Annotated in this window: 14 protein-coding genes and 1 rRNA gene; 6 read left to right on the top strand and 9 right to left on the bottom strand. The window is 45.0% G+C overall.

Features of this window, described 5'->3' with window-relative positions; all coding sequences use genetic code 11:
* Positions 1-25: 25 nt before the first annotated feature.
* A complete protein-coding gene (locus LEP1GSC052_RS02485) occupies positions 26-3,058 on the bottom strand; it encodes an AAA family ATPase (RefSeq protein WP_020985664.1) in 3,033 nt (1,010 codons plus the stop codon).
* Between the two features lie 157 nt (positions 3,059-3,215).
* Here LEP1GSC052_RS02485 and LEP1GSC052_RS02480 point away from each other — a divergent pair, with 157 nt between their 5' ends.
* Together LEP1GSC052_RS02480 and LEP1GSC052_RS02475 are read left to right on the top strand one after the other, a co-directional pair.
* Complete coding sequence (locus tag LEP1GSC052_RS02480) at positions 3,216-4,328, top strand: pyridoxal phosphate-dependent aminotransferase (RefSeq protein WP_010574266.1); 1,113 nt, start codon at positions 3,216-3,218, stop codon at positions 4,326-4,328.
* A complete protein-coding gene (locus LEP1GSC052_RS02475) occupies positions 4,312-5,163 on the top strand; it encodes a prepilin peptidase (protein WP_020986342.1) in 852 nt (283 codons plus the stop codon). Before LEP1GSC052_RS02480 ends, LEP1GSC052_RS02475 begins: the two co-directional genes overlap by 17 nt.
* A 192-nt stretch (positions 5,164-5,355) precedes the next feature.
* Here LEP1GSC052_RS02475 and LEP1GSC052_RS02470 read toward each other — a convergent pair whose 3' ends face one another.
* The 6 genes from LEP1GSC052_RS02470 to LEP1GSC052_RS02445 all read right to left on the bottom strand — a co-directional run bounded on the left by LEP1GSC052_RS02470 (position 5,356) and on the right by LEP1GSC052_RS02445 (position 10,886).
* Complete coding sequence (locus LEP1GSC052_RS02470; RefSeq protein WP_010574264.1) at positions 5,356-5,745, bottom strand: hypothetical protein; 390 nt, start codon at positions 5,743-5,745, stop codon at positions 5,356-5,358.
* Between the two features lie 287 nt (positions 5,746-6,032).
* Positions 6,033-7,268, bottom strand: coding sequence for a hypothetical protein (locus LEP1GSC052_RS02465; protein ID WP_040912778.1), 1,236 nt, complete (start codon positions 7,266-7,268; stop codon positions 6,033-6,035).
* A 72-nt stretch (positions 7,269-7,340) separates the two neighbouring features.
* Complete coding sequence (locus LEP1GSC052_RS02460) at positions 7,341-8,051, bottom strand: ABC transporter ATP-binding protein (RefSeq protein ID WP_040913226.1); 711 nt, start codon at positions 8,049-8,051, stop codon at positions 7,341-7,343.
* 7 nt (positions 8,052-8,058) lie between these two features.
* Positions 8,059-9,297, bottom strand: a complete 1,239-nt coding sequence (locus LEP1GSC052_RS02455) for an ABC transporter permease (RefSeq protein WP_010574260.1) — start codon at positions 9,295-9,297, stop codon at positions 8,059-8,061.
* A complete protein-coding gene (locus LEP1GSC052_RS02450) occupies positions 9,297-10,112 on the bottom strand; it encodes a biotin/lipoyl-containing protein (protein ID WP_010574259.1) in 816 nt (271 codons plus the stop codon). The genes LEP1GSC052_RS02455 and LEP1GSC052_RS02450 overlap by 1 nt, the downstream gene beginning before the upstream one ends.
* 30 nt (positions 10,113-10,142) lie before the next feature.
* Positions 10,143-10,886: a TetR/AcrR family transcriptional regulator gene (locus LEP1GSC052_RS02445; protein ID WP_156892139.1), complete on the bottom strand. Its 744-nt coding sequence runs from the start codon at positions 10,884-10,886 to the stop codon at positions 10,143-10,145.
* A 360-nt stretch (positions 10,887-11,246) separates the two neighbouring features.
* Between LEP1GSC052_RS02445 and LEP1GSC052_RS02440 the strand changes: the two genes are divergently transcribed.
* Complete coding sequence (locus tag LEP1GSC052_RS02440; RefSeq protein ID WP_010574257.1) at positions 11,247-13,229, top strand: LTA synthase family protein; 1,983 nt, start codon at positions 11,247-11,249, stop codon at positions 13,227-13,229.
* A gap of 113 nt (positions 13,230-13,342) precedes the next feature.
* On the opposite strand, the gene LEP1GSC052_RS02435 is transcribed toward LEP1GSC052_RS02440, so the two are convergent.
* Positions 13,343-15,268: a phosphoethanolamine transferase family protein gene (locus LEP1GSC052_RS02435; protein WP_010574256.1), complete on the bottom strand. Its 1,926-nt coding sequence runs from the start codon at positions 15,266-15,268 to the stop codon at positions 13,343-13,345.
* 402 nt (positions 15,269-15,670) lie between these two features.
* Here LEP1GSC052_RS02435 and LEP1GSC052_RS02430 point away from each other — a divergent pair, with 402 nt between their 5' ends.
* The 3 genes from LEP1GSC052_RS02430 to LEP1GSC052_RS02420 all read left to right on the top strand — a co-directional run bounded on the left by LEP1GSC052_RS02430 (position 15,671) and on the right by LEP1GSC052_RS02420 (position 18,365).
* Positions 15,671-16,117: a DUF2721 domain-containing protein gene (locus tag LEP1GSC052_RS02430; protein WP_051185377.1), complete on the top strand. Its 447-nt coding sequence runs from the start codon at positions 15,671-15,673 to the stop codon at positions 16,115-16,117.
* A 257-nt stretch (positions 16,118-16,374) separates the two neighbouring features.
* Positions 16,375-17,184 (top strand): hypothetical protein, encoded by an 810-nt coding sequence (locus tag LEP1GSC052_RS02425; RefSeq protein WP_010574254.1) that lies wholly within the window; start codon positions 16,375-16,377, stop codon positions 17,182-17,184.
* 188 nt (positions 17,185-17,372) lie between these two features.
* Complete coding sequence (locus LEP1GSC052_RS02420) at positions 17,373-18,365, top strand: IPT/TIG domain-containing protein (protein WP_010574253.1); 993 nt, start codon at positions 17,373-17,375, stop codon at positions 18,363-18,365.
* Positions 18,366-18,668: 303 nt separating this feature from the next.
* Here LEP1GSC052_RS02420 and LEP1GSC052_RS21515 read toward each other — a convergent pair.
* Positions 18,669-18,909: ribosomal RNA gene (locus LEP1GSC052_RS21515) — 16S ribosomal RNA — on the bottom strand; the annotation flags it as partial.

Here is an 18,909-nt window from a genome sequence, read left to right as displayed (position 1 = left end):
ATCGGCAGAAACGATCGATGTCCGATTAATTTCTCATGCTGTGATTCGTAAGAATCAGTCTGCCCAGTTCGGTTCCGATCAGGTTTGGCATATTGTAAAAATTGTCCGAAGTGATCTGAATGGAATCCTGGAACAGATGTTCCGCAATGTATCTTCGACCGAGTCCGACCCCGAGGAAGACGTAGTTCCGATTTTGGTTCTTTAGAATTTCGGCGTGAAGTTTGCGGTTGTCCCGAGAATTGATCTCGTCGGAAACTTCCGCTTTTCCTCTTTGCCCCCGAAAATCGGAGATCATTACCACAATTTTCGTCTGTGCCTCCGGCGAAAAGTACGATTCTACTTTTTCGAGAAGCTGATATTCTTCCACGGAATCGCCTTGCCAATCGGTTCGAAGATAATTGAACATTTCCTCTTCTTTGGCCTCGTCGTATTCCTCTTCCAGACGTTTGATCGGAACGAGATCGATTCTATCCTTTCGATTGTTTCGGTCCGAATACGCGTGGATCGAAAAATCCACCTCGTGTTCGTTGAGAATATAGGCCGATGAAAGCATCGCGGAGATCACCGCGACCGCGTATTCGAAGTTGAAGATCCTTCTCGACTTGGAAACGAGAAACGCGACTTCCACACCTTTGAGTTTTTCCTCGTTCTTATCGATGATCGTACGATCGAAAACTTTCGAGTCCCCTCTTCCGGATAAGAATGAAATGTATTTCCGAGTATCGATACGATTTCCTTCGTTTCGATACATTCTCGTGATGTCGATTTCGGGATCGAACAGACGATCCAAATTGAGTTCGATATCTTCGAGGCTTTGACCGAAAACCTCTTTGAATTCCTTTAAGGAAACTTGGATCGTGTAATCCCAGAGAATCTTGCGTTTGGCAAGAAATTGTTTATAAAGTTCTTCGGTGCGATAACCCCAAGCGCCGCCTCCGCCCGCGGGTTCGCCTTGTCCCTTGTTGCCGCGCGTGTCCTGACCGTACCAAGCGTCCGCGCCTTCCTTCATCTGACCTCCGGTTTCCGGAGTGTCGATTTCGATTCCTCGTTTGAGAGGGTTGCCCGAGTTGAGAAGTTTGGCCTTACCGGTTAACGCTTCCCGTTTATGAAGTTCGGGATTCCACCAGCGTTTCTTCTCAATGTCGGTGGCCGTTGTCAGAGTTTTTTTTTTCTTATCCTCAAGAATCTTGAAGAAATCGGATTCGACTTCGATGCCGGACATTTGGAAATCCAGGATTTTTTCGAGTTCCATTCTCTCTTTCGGGTCGGCGATCTGGTTCGTATAAGCGATCTTGCCGCCCCGAACCGCGGTTTCCTTCAGACCGGCCTCTCCGGCGCCCGCGTCCGCATAACGCAGAATATGATCCTTCCAAAAAAGAATATTAGAAAGTCCGAATAGATACGGAAGAAGATTCGCGGAACCGATCGTCCTTTTTTTCGCGAGATCTCGGATCTTCAGATGAAAGTTCACCATCTTCAGGATCAAACTGTTGCCCGGAAGATAAAAGGAAAGAATTTCGGTTAACGTGGATTCGTCTTCGAGATCGGGGAACAACACGCTGGTAAAACGGTTTCGGAACGCTCTGGAAATCGTCGCAGTCGATTTGGATTTACGGAAAAGTTTCAGAGCGAAAATTCTCGAGTCGCCCGTCAGCTGAACCGGCTCGTTGTTACCGCTTTCGGGAGGAAGCGTAAGAGAACGAGCGTCGTCGGTAAGCATATTCAATTTTTCCACGAGCTCCGCGCCCGCGGCTTCGAGGTTCGTGATGAGAATGTTACCGCCTTCGCGGATTCCTCTCGTCAAAGGACCGTCGACCCAATCCACTTTGGAACCGTCGATCGGTTTCAAAGCACCGATGATATCGGAAGTATGAATTCCCTTACAAAGACTGACCGTTTCCAAAGGAAGACCGGACATCTCCGTAAACAAAGGAAGAAGAATCTGAGGATCTTGTTCCTCGGAATATTCGATGAGAACGTTTTCCTGAAACTGAACCGCGGTGAAAATTTTCTCAGAGAACTCGCGGAGTTTTAGAGGAAGAGGCACTTCGCTTAACAATTGTTTGGCGCGGTTTTCGTCCCGGACCGGAATCGCCTTATCGTTGCAGTACAGAAATCCTTTGTGAACCTGAAAGCTCGGTTCGGGAAGCGAAGGAGTTACGGACAAACCCGATTCGCTTAACAAAAGTTCCGTTTGTAAATCCCGGTCCTCTTTTTTGCGGAACGGTTCCACGTAGAAGTTCCAGAATTCGCGGAACTGAAGTTCGCTCGTGTCCGCTTTCAAACCGAGAATCCGATTGCAGAGTTTTTTCAAGTTGCGGATATTGAAGTGATATTTTTCGAGATCGCCCTTGCCGAGTTTACCGGTGACGACCCGATTCTCCGTTTCCAAAGAAATACGAATGCAGGATTGCAGTAAGGATTCGCTCAACGCGGGATATAATTTTTTTAAGATAAAGAGAATCTCGTCCGGAGAATGAGGATCGATAAAAACCACGGAGAAAAAACGGGTGATGTCGAAGGGCAAAGGTTTTCTTCCTTCGAAACCTTCGGAAGGGTTTTGAGTTCCGATAAAGTTAAAACCTTCTCCGCAGGAAATCCGAGAACCGTCCCCTTCGATTAACTCCAAATAGGCGGACTCGTAAACGGTGGAGAATCGTTTGATGATATGCGGTGGACAAAGATTCATCTCGTCCGCCACAAAACTATGACCCGAACGGATCGCGGAAGTCAGAGGCCCGTCCGACCAAGCAAAACCCCGACCGTCCATCAGAATCCGATACGAACCGATCAAGTCCTCGGGAAGAGTGTCCTCGTTAAAACTGAATCTCGCAGTCGGATGTTTTCTCTTATGATTGATGTAATAGATGAGAGCGTTTTTACCGACACCGGCGTCTCCGACGAGAAGCACGGGTTTTCCTTCGAGCAAAGGATAAAGAATGTTGGATAAATTGCGAACTGTCGAATCGGTCTCGACGAGATCGGACCCGAGACTTCCTGTGTTGATTCCAGATTTAGAAACTGGAACATTTAGACCGGCGATTTTTACGGTTTCCATGACTCAACCTTTCTCCCCTAGAATCCTCTGGCAACCTCAATTCTGCCAAACTGTAATTTGAATGGTTTGACACTCAAATTAACTTTTCGAAAAGATTCTTTTTAGAAAGAAGTTTTGCAGTGGTTCTCCAGCATCAGAATTTCAAAAAGGAATAAGTATGAGTCAGAGTACGTTAGAATATGTTTTAGCCAATCGTATCCAAGGCCTGGATACTTCCGCCATCCGCAAAGCCTTCGAACTTGCAGGCACGTTGAAAAACCCGATCAATCTTTCCATCGGACAACCTCATTTTCCTTGTCCTCCCAATATCATCGAGGCCGGTTGTAAAGCATTGAAGGACGGTAAAACCGCTTACACTCTTACGGGAGGAATTCCCGAGCTTCGAAGCGCGCTGGCCGAGAAATATAAAAACGTAAACGGAATTTCCTATGCGACCCCGGAAAGAATTCTCGTCACGTCCGGAATCAGCTCCGCATTCTTACTTCTTTTTAACGCGTTGTTAAACGAAGGCGACGAATGTTTGGTCGTAACTCCGCACTTCCTGATGTATCCGGCCTACATCAAAATTTACGGAGGAAAGATGAATTCGGTTCACGAGTCTTTCGAACCGGAGGATCTGAAAGAATTCTCGAACAAAAAACTCAAGATCATCATCTATTCTTCCCCTTCCAATCCTACGGGGAAAATTCTTTCCAGAAAACAACTCGAAGCGTTAGCCGATCTCGCGGAAAAAACGGGAGCGTATCTGATCTCCGACGAAATCTACGAACTCTTCGACTACGATAAGAAATTCATTTCGGCTGGATCGTTCTACGATAAGGCGATCACACTTTCGGGTTTTTCCAAAACATACAGTATGACCGGACTTCGTTTGTCTTCGATTTTGGCTCCCGAACCCATTACAAAAGCGTTGACTACTTTGCAACAATACACGTTGGTCTGCGCTCCTTCCGTAACTCAGTGGATGGGATTGGAAGCTCTGAAAACGGACATGAGTTCTTACATCGCGGATTATAAGGAGAAGCGGGATTTCGTCTACGAATCCTTAAAGGATCGTTACGAAATTTCGAAAAGCGAAGGCGCGTTCTACTTCTTCATCAAGATCAAGGAAAAGGACGACGACTTTATTCTAAGAGCGATCAAAGAAAAAGAATTGATCCTTGTTCCGGGTTATATCTTCGCCGATTCCAAAAATTACATTCGAATCAGCTTCGCGTCCGAATGGGAGAATCTGAAACGGGGAATCTCCGCGCTTGCAGAGCTTGCCTGAATCCTTTCCTTTTTGGTTGTTCTTAAGTTTCGGAAGTTTAGGCGCGGCTTCCTTGGGAAGTTTTTACGTGACCCTAGGCTTTCGAATCTTGGACGTCTACTACGGCAAACATAGAAAATCGCTTTCCGTTTTTCAAAAATGGAAACGGATCTTTACACATCCGAGTTCCTGCGATCATTGCGACTCGGAGATACGTTATCCGGAATTGCTTCCAGTTATCGGTTTTTTGATCTCGAAAGGTATATGCAAATTCTGTAAAGGAAGAATCAATCCTCTGTTTCCCCTGATCGAATTCGCCTTCGTCTGCGTTTTTGTGTTTTGTTTTTCGTTAACGAAAAATCCGGCATTCAGTTTTGTTTTTCTTTTTTTGTGCGGCCATCTTTTGATTTCCTGCATCACCGACGCGTTTCATTTTTCTTTGGATTATGAGAATCTTCCCTGGATCCTTTTGTTCGGCCTGGGTTCCGTTTATCTTTTAAACGGAAAACTTCCGGGTCTGAACGAATTGTTCGTGTTCGGCGGTTTTTTCTCCGCGTTTTTGGTTTTGTATTTTTTCTTTCCGGGTGGAATCGGCTTCGGAGACGTTTTGTTCGCTCCCGTTTATGCGATGATCGCGGGTCATCCTTGGTGGATGTTTTTTCTAAACGCTTCTTATATCCCGGCGGTTCTTTTTACGATCGTTTTGCGAGAAAAAGGAAAAAGTATCCGAAAAACTCCGATTCCGATGGGTTTGTATTTCGGGATCGGTTTGATCCTTACGTTTTTGAGCAGGGTCCTTTTTGATTCCGGGGTTTTGCCGTTTACCATATTTTCCGAATATTCAAATTCCGAGTGATACGTTCGTTTGATAAGAAGCGCAGGAAACGGGTTTTCTTTTCAAGGAAGAATGGAACTTGCGAAACAAACTTCCTCGTGAAATCTCAAATTCATGGATCAAGAATTTTTTTTTGATTGTTCCGACAAACGATCGCCTTCGAAAAAAGATCGACACGAATGAGAGAAAAGATCCGCCGTTTTCCATTCTCCCTCAAACCGGATAAAACAAAAGAGCCGCAAAAAAAAGGATCAACCAAAAACCGGTTTCGATCGTTTCGCTGAGCGGTTGAATTTTTCGGATTCCGCCATAGGCGTGAACGACGATCATCAACCCGAAACAACCGAGAAGTATGTTGAAATAAAAGGGTTGTACCGTAGGATTTCCGGCCGCGACAAAACCCATATAACACAAAACGGCCATTACGCTCGCAAGACAACGTCCGTAATAAATCGACAGATGATTCTGCCCCGGAATTTCCCAACCCAAGGTCGCGGCCCAACGCAGAGGAACTAAAAACATAGGAAGCGCAAACACGAAAAAAGTTCCCGCCACAAGAACATACAAAAACAAACTCGATTGAGATCCCCAAACTCCGAACATAAACTTCACTCTCCAAAAATAAGTTAGGACACGATCTATAACTCGACAATGGATCGGGTCTTTGATTTTCTCTTCGCCTCGAGTTTTAAAAGGTTACTGCATCGGAATTTTATTTTTTCAAAGAGTTAAAACGGGGCTTCGAATCGTTCGAAAAGAATCGAATCCAATTCGTTTTTTTGAATGTAATTTTTGGAGAATGAAGTGTAACCTTTTTCAGTGCGATTCGAAGAAACGAAAAGCGCGGACAAAGTTTCGACTCACTCAATGGCCGATGCGAATTCTCCGCTTCAAAAATAAACCACTCTCAAATCCGTACCACCGTGCGTGACGTGGATCGTGTCGGTTTTGATACCTAAATTGCGGATCAGAACGGACCAAGAATCCTCGTCCGGACAAAGGATCAAACCGCTGATCTCACAGGGAAGTTCCCACCAATGTTTCAATCTTTCCCCGAGCTTTTTATAAAAACCGGCGGAAGAACCCGTTTCCAAACGAAGACCATAAGGCGGATTGAGAGGCATCCAAATCCGTTTCGGTTTTCCGGAAGATTCCCAAATTTCCTTCGGAGAAAGTCCGAAAAAATCCCCCGCGTTGTGTACAAATCGAATCGATTCCGAAAGGCCGCTTTGTTTTAGAAAATCTTGATATACGTTCATTCGATTTTCAGCATATTCAAAAGTTTCGGAGTTCAGTTCGTTCCACCAGATCCCGATCGAAGCGTCCTTGGTTTCTTTTAGGATTTTTTTTCTGAGAAACTCCCAAGTCGTTTCGGGAAATTCCTTCATGTCCTGAAAAAGATATTGTCTGGAATAATGAGGAAAACCGATTCCCAATATGGAATCCACGGATTCCCGAATCAAGGTTCCCGTTCCGGCAAACGGAACAAAAACCGCGTCGGGGTTCGGAAGTATTTTATGCATTCTTTGTATTAGAAATCTTGCAAGGTCTTCCCGGATCGGCGCGGACTTGGAAAGGGGTTTAAAACTTCCTCGTTGATTGAGAGGTTCTCCGCCGAGTCCAACGTTCAGAATGATCTCGTCTTCGACAAGAAGCGCGCTGAGTTCCGTGATTTTGTTTCCCTTCTTCCCCGATGTCTTGGAAGAGGAATCGTTTCTTGTTTCCCAAAGTCGGTTTAAATCCTCGTTGCTCCAATCGGTTTGTCCTTTCACCTGCGGACGGAACTGAAGAGTCCAATCTTCGGGAAGAATTTCGGATTTGCGGAGCGCGGTTTCGAACTCGTCGAAGGAAAAGGATTTTTTAAACGGAAACATTCCCAGATTCAATCGGAAGTCCCGAACCCAGGGAATTCTTACCAAAAGTTCGAGCGCTTGTCTGAAGTTCGCGTTTTCGAGAAGAATTTTTCCCGGAATAATTTTCAAAAACGGAACCTGTGTTTTGGGAAGATAAGAATCAGTGAGAATCTTCTTTGCGATCTGTTCGGTTTCTTTGGAAGATCCCGTGGGCAATAGATATTCCCATCTTCTCGTCTGGCCCGATTTAAACTTTGGAAACTTCCATTGCATAAAACGTAGAATCGAAGACGGGACTTTTAAAGCCTATCTGAAAATTTTTTATTCCGAATATTAAAGCGACCTTTAACCTTTCGATTTCTTTTTCTGAGCTTCGAATTCCTTCAAAGGAACCACAGTTCCGTCGACGAGATGAATCTGTCTTTTGGTTTTAGACGCGAAATCGGAGTCGTGAGTGACCACGAGAATGGTGGTTTTGGTTTCGCGGTTCACCTTTTCCAGAATGTTCATCACGACTTTGGTGTTTGCGGAATCCAATGCTCCGGTGGGTTCGTCAGCGAATATGTATTTCGGATTCATCACGAGCGCCCGAGCGATCGCAACGCGCTGCGCCTGACCGCCCGAAAGACGATTGATCCGATAATCCATTCTATCCCGAAGATCGAATTCCTCCAAAAGATGTTCCGCGTAACTTTGGCATTCCTTCAAAAGTCCGGCCTTTCTTGCCGGCATCAACACGTTTTCCAGGGCGGTGAACTCGGGCAACAAATAATGAAATTGAAAGATAAAACCCATTCTTTTGTTTCTGAACTCGTGGATTTCCTCTTCGTCCATCTTATAAATATTCTTTCCCCCGATTTCGATCGTTCCCGAAGTCGGCGGATCCAAAGAACTGATCATATAAAGAAGAGTACTTTTACCGGAACCCGACTTTCCCGTTAAGGAAACGTAGTCCCCGTCTTCGATCTCGAGACTGACTCCCTTGATGATCTCGGAATTTCCGAACGTCTTTCTCAGATTGTTTACGGAGATTCCGATATGATTTGCGATTTGCATCGGCATCCTATTCTCCTCGTATGATTTCGATCGGAGAAAGTTTTCCCGCCGATCTTGCGGGAATCCAACTCGCGATCAAAGTGGCGACCATGGATTGGAGGAACGCCTGTAAGTAAATGGTGGGCGCGAAGGAAATCACCATCGTTCCCGCTCCGGCCGAAAAAAGAGGATTGGTAAACGGAAGAGATTCGATTCTTAAACAGATCAAAAAACCTATGAGAAGTCCGATCAAACCTCCGGAGATTCCTAATATCAAACCCTGGAGCAAAAAGATCATCAAAACCTCGTTCGGCCTGTAACCAATGGAACGGAGAATCGCGATCTCCCTTTTTTTCTGATTGATAATTACATTCAAAATATTGTATATTCCAAATCCGGCAACCGTAAGAATGGCGGCCGTCATCGAATACCGGATCGCGTCCTGGAGTTTAAAGATCGCGAAAAAACTCGAGTTCGCCTCCTGCCAACTCAAAACCTTCTCGTCGCCGAGACCTCTCCATTCCTCCGCTTTCGCCAAGGAACGGTTTACGTCCTTGAGTCGTACGGCGATATCGGTGATCATACCCGATTGTGCGGTCAACAGCTGAATTTCGGATAACAACCCGTAGGCGACGCTATCGTCGAGCGCCTTGTTCCCGGAACGAAAGATCCCAGAAATTCGAAACGGAGTTTTCTCCTGAAGTCCCGAAGTCACCCAAACCGTTTTGTCCAAACCGAGTCCGAGAAGTTTGGCGAGACCGTCTCCGAGTATGATTCTATTTCCTGCGGAAAGAGATTCGACGCTTCCTTCCGTGATATAATCCGCAAGAGGGGTGATCAAAATCTGTTTCGAAGGAATGATTCCTATGATCTTTCCCGCTTCCTGATTCGCTCCCGAAAAAAGGAAAATTCTTCCGCTGACTTGCGGAGAATACGCCTGAACCTCCTTGTCCTGTTCCAATCTTTCATACCAAAGACTTGCGTTGTTCAAATGAGTGGAACCGCGTTTGCCCGAAGGAGGTGAAAGCCAGAACACATTCTCGTCCGGAAACAGATCGTCCATGGAATTGGGAAGAATGATTTCCTGTCTCGGGCTGATTCGAACGTGACAATCGGCGTTGATCAACTGATCGATGAGATAACCCCTGAATCCGAGAAGAACTCCGGAGATGATGATAAACGCCGCGGTTCCCAAAACGATTCCCGAAAGTGTGGTGATCGTTTGTTTGCCCCGCACGAGCATCTGTCTGACCGCGATGAATAACATTACGGAACCTCTGCGAGTTTATCTCCGGCTTGAATATCGCCTTCCTTAACCTCGATAAACTGTTCGGATTTCAACCCCGGAACGAACGGAACCGCGACCGATTTACCGTTTCTGAATATTAGAATTTTCTGTTTCTTTTCGTATTTTCTCGGAACCAAAATCGCGCTGTCTCTTTTGCCGACCTCGATCGCTACGTCCGCGGTCATACCGGGAAGAACACCTTCCGGAAAACTGGCCGCTTCGATTCTCGCGTAGAATTGTCCGCCATGCGAGAACGTTCCTTGAACCTTACCTTGGACCACCTCGTTCGGCTTCCCTTCAAATCGAATCAAAGCCTTTTGTCCTTTTCGGATCGAAAGAAGAATCTGTTCGTCCAATGCTACGATCAAATATTTGGAACCTACGCCTAACACTTCTATGGCGAGAATATTCTGAAACGCAACCTCTCCTTCGTGATAACCCACGTCGGAAACGATTCCGTGAATCGGAGATCGAACCACTGTCATCCCTTCGAGTTGAAGAAGGGACTGACCGGCAAAAACCTCGTCCCCTTCCAACACGAACACCTTCGTAATTTTGGTCGGGACTCCGACTCGGAATCGAAACGTATCCAAAGAATGAACGGTTCCGAGTCCGTAAGCCTTTTCGACGATCGGTCCGAGGACCGCGACGTCTTCGGTTTGTTTTTTACCTCGAGTCGAAAACAATACGATCAACAAGACGACCGGAATCGCCGGAATCAAAATCCGAAACGGAAATCGAAGCGATCGATAAACCGCGATCAAAGTTTTGATTTTATCAATGACAACATTCATACAAACTCCTGATAAGAATCGCTTTCGATTCTAAGATTTCTTTTTTTTCTTCTTAGGTTTTGCTTGTGGTTTTGCGGGTTTTGTTTTACGGATCGGCGCCTTTTTTTTGGGTGCGGGTTTGGAAGGAGCCGCCTCTTTCTTGTTAGGCGATAATCCTTTCGCGATAAATTCGATCGTTCTTCTCATCTCCGCTTCCCTGTCCCAGCCGTCCTCAACCTTCGGTTGATAAAAAATTTCCGTGATCATCATATAACCCGCGAGATTCGTTGCGACCAATCGAAACGCGCTTGATGTGGGCATCTCCGAGATCAATCCCTGTTCCTGAAATTTTTTAAGCCGTTGCAGAATCAAAGGCGCGAGGTTCATTTTAAACACTCTTTCGAGCATCGCTTGTATGTCGGAATTGACAAAGGCCTCTTGTAGAATGATTCGAAGAAGATTTCTGTTCTTAGTGACGAACGCGATTCTCTCTTCGAAAACCGCGGTCAAAAATTCTTCCAAGGAGGAGAATTCCTTTGAGAAAACTGCCTGAAGTCGTCTCAAAGTGATCGGTGCGATAAAACCTTCCATAATCGGAAGCGCCAAACGAAGAAGAAGTTCCTTCTTGCTTTTGAAATGTTTGAAAATCAGCCCTTCGGCGACGCCGGCCTTTTTGGCGATTTCCATCGTCGTAGCCGCGGAAAAACCCTTTTGCGCGAATATGTCTATCGCGGCCAAAAATATCTTTTTTTGACCTTCCGGCCACTGCGGATCGACTTCGATATTGTCCTTCATTTCTTCCATGATAAACCTTTCGGTGAGTGATTACTCACTCATTATGGTAAAAAAGACGAAATCTGTCAAGGTTCTAATACGGTTTTTATTTCGATTTTTCCGGATTTTAAAATTTTTTTAGGAAATAAATTTATAAACCAAACGATTCACGAACAAATCAAAACGACTTCGAAACGAATTTTCAGACCTTTTTCCGCAAAAGAATCCGTATCGAATTCGTTCCGATTTTGTAATTTCGAATCCGAGGCAGTCTTTGAATTTCGGGCATTTTTGACTTGAGCCTCTGCTCCTCTTTTAGCCTACTATAGATTTGAGAATCCGATTCGGAATTTCCAATTCATACCAACACAAAGAGTCAGAATGTTTCAACGTATACCCACACACTTAAAACTTATCTTAGGTTATGTTCTCTACTTCGCTCTCATCCTCTTGTTATACAAGATCGCTTTTTTATCGGTCTATTCGTATCGTCTTCGGGAAGTTCCCGTGGAAGAAGTCGCTCTCGCGTTTCTTTTGGGTTTTCGATTCGATCTCGTCGTGATCGGAATGACGTTGGGCTTGTTCGCATTCTTATCCGTTTTGCCTTACTTCAATCGATTCAAAGCGTATCGTTTTTTCTGGGGATACACTCCGATTCTTTTGGGAGTTTGGATGATAGCGCACTTGATCGCGGACATCATCTACTTTGAAAACGCGAACAAACATATCGGTTACGAGGGTTTCGTTTTTATCGGAAAGGACTTGGGTGTGATTCTCCGTTCCGCCTTGGAACAAAACACGGTCACGTTTCTCATAGGAATCGTTTTTCTATTGGTGTTTCTTCCGGTTTCCACATGGCTCTTCCTCAAATACAATCCGTATCAATACAAGAAAGAATCCTGGAAGTCGACCGCGATTCAAATCTCGATCGTTTTGATCGTGACGATCGTCGCGGTCCGCGGAGGAATCCAAGAATCTCCGATAAGAGCGACTAACGCGATCGTATCGGGAAACAACTTCGTAAATAATATCGCGTTAAACGGCGTCTTCACTTCCATCATGGATTTAAAAAGCCAATCCATTCCTAAATTCCTAAAACTCGAAACCGACGAAGCAGTTTCGATCGTTCGAAAGGAAATTTCTTATCCAGGCGCGGAATTCATCAGCGACAAATATCCGATCCTAAGAGTTCAAAAGGAAACCAACGCGGGAACGCCGCCTAACGTCGTTTTGATCATGCTCGAAAACTGGACGGGCAAATTCATCCGGCCGATTTCGAACGGTCTTGTGGAAGGGAAGGAAGTCACTCCTTACTTCAATCAACTTTTGAAAAAGGGAAGATTCTACAATCGATTCATCGCTTCGGGAGGAAGAACGACCAACGGAATGATGTCCATTCTTACCGGAATTCCGGATCGCCCCGGTTTAACGGTGGTGAGAACGCATCAGGTTCTCGGAAACTTTTCGGGGATCGGAAATATTTTTAAAAGAATGGGCTACGATACTTTTTTCGTCACAGGCGGGGATCTGAGCTTCGACAACAAAAGCACGTTGATGCCGCACTGGGGTTTTGACACCGTTCTCGGCGAAAAGGAAATCGCAAAACTCGGAAGATTCAAACTCGGGGCCTGGGGTTACGACGACGCGGACGTATTACAATTATTGCATGAAAGAATCTCATCTTCCAAAAAACCGATTCTCGGTTTGGCGCTCACTCTAACCACACACTATCCGTATAGAACTCCTTCCGAAAAATTCCGGATCTTCGATCCTTCCACGAGAGACTACGATTTTCTAAACGTCTATAACTACGCGGATTGGGCCGTTCACAACTTTATCGCACAGGCCGAAAAGTCCGGTTATTTTAAGAATACGATCTTCGTGTTCGTGGCCGATCACACGCACCATCGATATCTGGATTACTACGAGGACAGAAACGTTCCGTTTTTGATCTACGCTCCGGGAAGAGTCGCACCTGCGTTAGACGAAACCATCGCGTCTCAGCTGGACGTGATTCCCACCATACTCGGACTCGTGGGCAAAAAAGCGGTATTCTCGTCGATGGGAAGAAATCTTCTCGCCCCGGGCAGAACACAAACCGCGTATTTCGCGTACGGAAACCTTTTCGGCTGGATCGAAAACGATCATTTTTATCTGAGATTTTTCGACGGAAAAGAGGATCTTTCGTATAACATACAACCTCCTCGTCAAAAGAATAATTTCTGTGAAAAGGATCCCGTCGTATGCGACGATATGAGTAAAAAAGCGAAGGCGTATCTCAATCTAAGTTACGAACTGCTCAATAAGAATATCGTGTTTCCTTCCGACGCGGAGCTACAAAAGGAAATCGATTCAAAGAAGTAATCGTTACGATTTAAGAAGAAAGATTCAAAAACGATACGACATACAACACAACGAACGGAACGCGGATCTATCGAACGCGGGGATCGAACTTCAAGGAACTTTTTTCGAAAGACTTACAGTTTGATTCCCGATGCGGAATACAGATCCTGACAAAGACCGCAAGCGTCCAATTCCTTGCGGATTTCTTTTTTCTGTTCCAGGTTCATCGTGGGCCAAAGATTCTTTTTTTCGATCGGATCGGCTTGGATATCATACGCTTCTTCGTCCGGCGGAAAGGAATTCAGACGAAGCATATAATGAAGATTCCCTTTGATATAACTCATCCCGACCCGATACAAGGAAGTCTCGTTGTTGTTCGCGATAAAAATTCTTCTGTCGTTCGCAAGATTGGAAAGAAGGGATCTGCCTTCCAGTTGGGATAAATATCCTTTCACCTCCGATTGAGTCGAAACTCCCAGAATATCCGCGATGGTGGGAATGAGATCGGTGTTAGAAACGTTTCGATCCGCGTTCTTTCTAAGACGATCTTCGAACTTACGATCCTTTAAGGAATTAGGCAAAAAGAACAACATAGGAATCGCGACGGTTTCGATATGATTGCTTTCGATATGACCGATGTAGTCGTGTTCGAAAAGTGCTTCTCCGTGATCGGAGGTGAAGATTACGAGAGTGTCCTCGGATAATTTTTCTTCATTCAAAAAGTTGAATACTTCTTCCAAAAGACCGTCGAGATAACGGACCGAATTGTCGTAAGGCGCGTACGTATCCTTTCCGATCGGAAAGTAAACGGATTCTTCGGGAATGATATACGGAAAGTGATTGGTGTTGAGATGAAGAACGCCCGCAAAATTCTCCCCTTTCCCTTTGAGAAGTTTTACGCGGTTTTTAAACTCGGCTACCGTCTTACGATCGTCGATCCCGATATCGTTGAAAACTCCGAGACCGCTGATCTCCTTATTCCACAAAAAATCGATTCCCGCGTTTTTAAAAAAACCGGAAAAATTATTCCAACGAAAACTATGACTCGAAATGTAAAACGTCGAAAGACCGGCCGCCTTTCCATATTCCCAAAACAAAGGAGAACTGTGAGTCATCGAAACCGGTTGAATCGGAGAAACCCCGGACAACAAACTCGGAACCGAAATCAAAGTGGAACTCGAATTCGAAAACGCGTTTTGAAAAACCACAACCGATCCGTCTTGAGGATTTTTTGTCCAACGGTTTAAGAACGGAGTCGTCTCCTTGTTGTAACCGTAAAGAGCCATGCTCTTTCTGCGAAGACTTTCGCTCAGAACGATCAGGATGTTTTTTCGAAACGGATTCGGACTTTCTTTTAGGATCGGTTTGTTTCTGGATTGCAAACCCGCAGAACCGAGACGATCTCCGGTGAGAAGATTATAAATGTTGCGATTGATAAACGAAATCGAATTCGTATCGGCTACGTAGATCTGATCGTTGAAGCGCGTGTTGTTGTGAAAGAACGCTGTGAGAGCCAAAAACCCGAGAATCAAAACCGCAAGAATACTTCTTTGAAAACGCGCCGGTCTGAAGTTCGACGACGCGATTCGGAGACTTAAGAAAAGCAGAATGAACAAAAAGAAAAATCCGATCAAACTCCAAACGGTAAGACCGCCCTTAAAGATCGTCCAGCTGTTGAAGGGTTCCTGAAAGATATAAGAGAACACGAAAAAATTCGGCATGATTCCCGCGTATAAAAAATATCCGTAAGAACCTATTACACAAATCGAATATGCAAAAGCCGCAAAACCCAAAACGGTCCAATACGATCGGATCCTCGAAACGGAAAACAAAAGAAACAAGGAAAACAAAAGCAAGGCGTAGATCAGGGAAGAATATAAAAACGACAAAAGATAATAAGCCCATTGAAGGCTTTCCATTTGGCTGAGAATTTTCCAGCGAAGTCCCAGATCGGCGAAAAGAATCAAGGCCGGTACGAGAAATACGAATACAAACCGAAACTTGGATTTGGATATGGAAGAATTAAAATTGTTTAATTTTTGTATAAAGAGAGAAAACAAAAATCACCCCGTTCTGTTCGAAATAAACCATTTCCCCCGAATACGGCGTTTTTGTTTTTCTTTCAGGCGTAACTCGAAAGGAACGTATCGGGTTTTATATAGTAAGCGAATGCTTACATGTTTATTTTTAGAATACCCCCAGAGTATCAAGTTTTTTTCGAACGAATCTAGGTCGATTTTTGAAAAATAACCCTCAAAACGAAGGATTTCCGATGGTGTCCAAACTATAATTCGATTCTCATTTTTTCCTTTTTTGGAAGGAAGACATATTCGAAGTTACGAACCAGCACGAACGCCTAACTCGAATTACACGGAATCAAAATCAATGGACAAAATCGGGGTCCGAACAAACCTGAGTTCGTGTTTTTAGAATCGCTTTCCAATCCAGGAATCCTAACCGGAATGATCACTCCCGCCGTGATGATCACGGCCTGTGCGAGTTTGATTTTTTCCACGGCCAATCGTCTGGGGAGAATTTTCGATCGCGTCAATCTTCTCAAAGCGGAAGTGGAAGGAGTTCTCGCGGGCAAACTTCCGTTTCCTTCGGAAAGAATGGAAAGTCTTGAAAAACAACTTCAGATCCAAAGAATCCGAGCAATTCTGATCCAAAGATCCATGGCCTTTCTTTATACGGCCACTTCCCTTTTCGTTCTATCCAGTTTGGGTTTTGCTTTTTCCAAGGCTTTGTATCAGGATTATTCCTGGATCGCGACTTTGACCGCGCTTTTGGGCGGGGTTTTTCTTTTTATGGCGAGCATCTTTTTGTTGTATGAAAGCCGATACAATCTCAAGTTCATCAAGGGCCTGATCGATCTCACCGAATTTTTAGGTTCTCAAATTCAAAAATAAACGTTTCGAATTCGGAGCGACGCGCGTTCCCGAAGGACGTTACGATCTCAAAGCGCGCCGCTTTTGCAGCGATCGTAACGTTTCATTCTCCTTGGCCGCTTGTCGAGTTCTTGGCCACGTTATTCTCCATTGAATTCGAATTTCAGTTTGAATCCGGCCCGTTTTTTTCGATTTTTTCTCCGCCCCACCTTTTCAAAAAAATCGAACTTTTGAAAATCCAGAGGTCTAAATGTATGTAAGCAGTTACTTACTTTTAAATGAATCGACTTTTAAAATCTATCGTTTCCGTCCCTATTCTTTTGATCGTTTTCGATTTTTGGCCCTCGTTTTCTCCTTTGGAAGCCTTTGGTCCCGCCGGATCCTTCAATCATATAAGAATCTTAAAAGAATCCTTCCGCGAATTCACCGAAGAAACCGGTTACGAAATTCGAGCCGATTGTCAGGAGTGGATCGTTCAAGGAAATCTTCATTCCGATTCGGAGTTGATGAACGCGGAATCGTTTCACTGCGATAACAACAATATCTTCGGATGTGGAATCGAACTCAGAGATCTTAAATCGAAATCCGAAAAAGCGATTTTCTTCTCCGATTCGATGAAACAGATAGGTCACGCGACGCATATCATCCAGGATTTTTATTCGCACAGCAACTGGGTCGAAAATCATCCGAACCAAATCAAAATCGCTCCGATCGAAGAACCTTGGCAACTTCTTTCCATGCCTCAGATTCAAACGGGCTATTACGATCTTTCTCCCGTTGTTCATCACGAAGAAGAAGCGATCGAATGTTTGAATCTTTCCCAAAACGAAATGAAACTCTATCAACCGTACGCGACTCATATTTGTCTGAACAAGGATTCGGAAAAATCCTTACGGGGCGGCGGAGAGATCGACAACAATCCCAACTTAAATTTTCACGAATGGGCCGGTTTGCACGCGGTGGAACACACGAAACAATTCTTATTGAACGCGTATCGGAGCAATCATAAGAATTTGGATCTTTGTCTGATTCCTAAGAAGGTGAGTTTCTCCTGCAACAACGCGGTTTTCAAAATGAGAAGCGACTGATAAGGGCGGCTTGGTACGACTCGTAACCGCTTGGAAAACGAAAAAAAATCGGATCTCCATTCTCCGTAAAACTACGCACATACGATCCGGAACTACGTAGTTCCCGACGTTGTTTTTATACGGATTCTATTCTACTCTTAGCTCGTGATCCTTATTCTTTTTTCGAGGTCACTTAGGAGCCGTTTAAAATGAAAAGTCTGATTGCATTCGTTTCCACGATGCTGATTTTGTTTTCCTTCGCGAATTGTAAAAAAGGGGGTTCGGACGACGATACCCTAACGTTCTTGCTTTTATACAATGTGATCAACGCAGAAACCGTCGCCGATATTTATCCGGATCGCGGTTTTCCCGGTAGCACGACGAATCTTACGGGCGGCAGTTTTCCGGGAATCGCTTCCGAATATTCGATTACCATCGGTGGAACCTCCGCCACGGGAATCAATCTGACGAGCGCAACCGCTCTTTCGTTTACGATGCCTACCGTTCCGAACGTTACGGTGAATTCCACTCTTCCGATCGTGATTCAAAGATCCGGCAGTTCCGTTCTTTCCAAAACGATTCGTTATAGACCGCTTCAGAGTATCGCGCTCAATCAACCGAATTCTCTTACGGGAAGAGTTTCTTCGGTCGACGTAAGCACGTTCTATTCGTTTACCGCGACGACCAATACTCCTCATGTCGCAAACGTCTTCGGTTATGCGGGAAGCAATTTGGATTTGTATTATTATTCTTCTCCGACTTCGGCGGCGACCGCGCTTGCAACCGGAGCGTCTCAAACATCCGAGTTCGATAAGGCCACTTTAGCCGCGGGAAATTATATTCTCGAAGTAAAACACGCGGGAGGTCTTGTCGCGAATTTTAAAACCAATATCTCGGACGGCGCCATCGTTCCTACTTCTACGTCCAACGAAGCGAATTCTTTTCGAAGATGTTATGATTTCTTGGGTTCGAATCCAACTCCGAACGTTGCAAACGGTTGCGAGTCTCTCAATCCGCCGGCAAATGCGAACATGCTTCGAACCGGACGTTGCACTTATCCGGGAGAATCCGGGCTTACCACGAGAAGTTATTATATCAGTCTGGACGGTTACGGGTTTACTACGGGTTATGCGCAAACCACTTGTCTGCAACCCGGTTATGATTCACCAAACCCGGATAAGGCGATCTTTATTCCGAATTAAAATTTTCGTAACACTGAAGGCGGGAAATTTTAAATTCCTGCCTTCGTTCTTTCTTTTCTACTTTGGAATTCCTGCGCTTTCTTCTCCAACCTCGGCTACATTCCGGAAACTCATTTTTAAATTCAGAATGGATCGAACGCGGATCGCGTCTTGGTCTTGAAACGAAAAAAGCCCGGCTTGTTTGCCGAGCTTTTTGTTAGATATTGACAACAGAAAAAGTAGCGTGACCTAACACCCCGGATCCTCCCTTGCGAAAGGATCCGGTTTTTGTCGTGGCTCCGAAGAGCCTTTGATTCTCCTTAAAAAGGAGGTGATCCAGCCGCACCTTCCGATACGGCTACCTTGTTACGACTTCACCCCCTTNACGAGTTTCACCTTAGCAGTCTGCTTCCTTACGGTTGGCCCAACCGTAAGGAAGCAGACTACTAAGGTGAAACTCGTGAAGGGGGTGAAGTCGTAACAAGGTAGCCGTATCGGAAGGTGCGGCTGGATCACCTCCTTTTTAAGGAGAATCAAAGGCTCTTCGGAGCCACGACAAAAACCG

Source organism: Leptospira kmetyi serovar Malaysia str. Bejo-Iso9 (assembly GCF_000243735.2).
Lineage (GTDB): Bacteria > Spirochaetota > Leptospiria > Leptospirales > Leptospiraceae > Leptospira > Leptospira kmetyi.
This window is presented reverse-complemented; position numbering and strand designations above follow the sequence as displayed.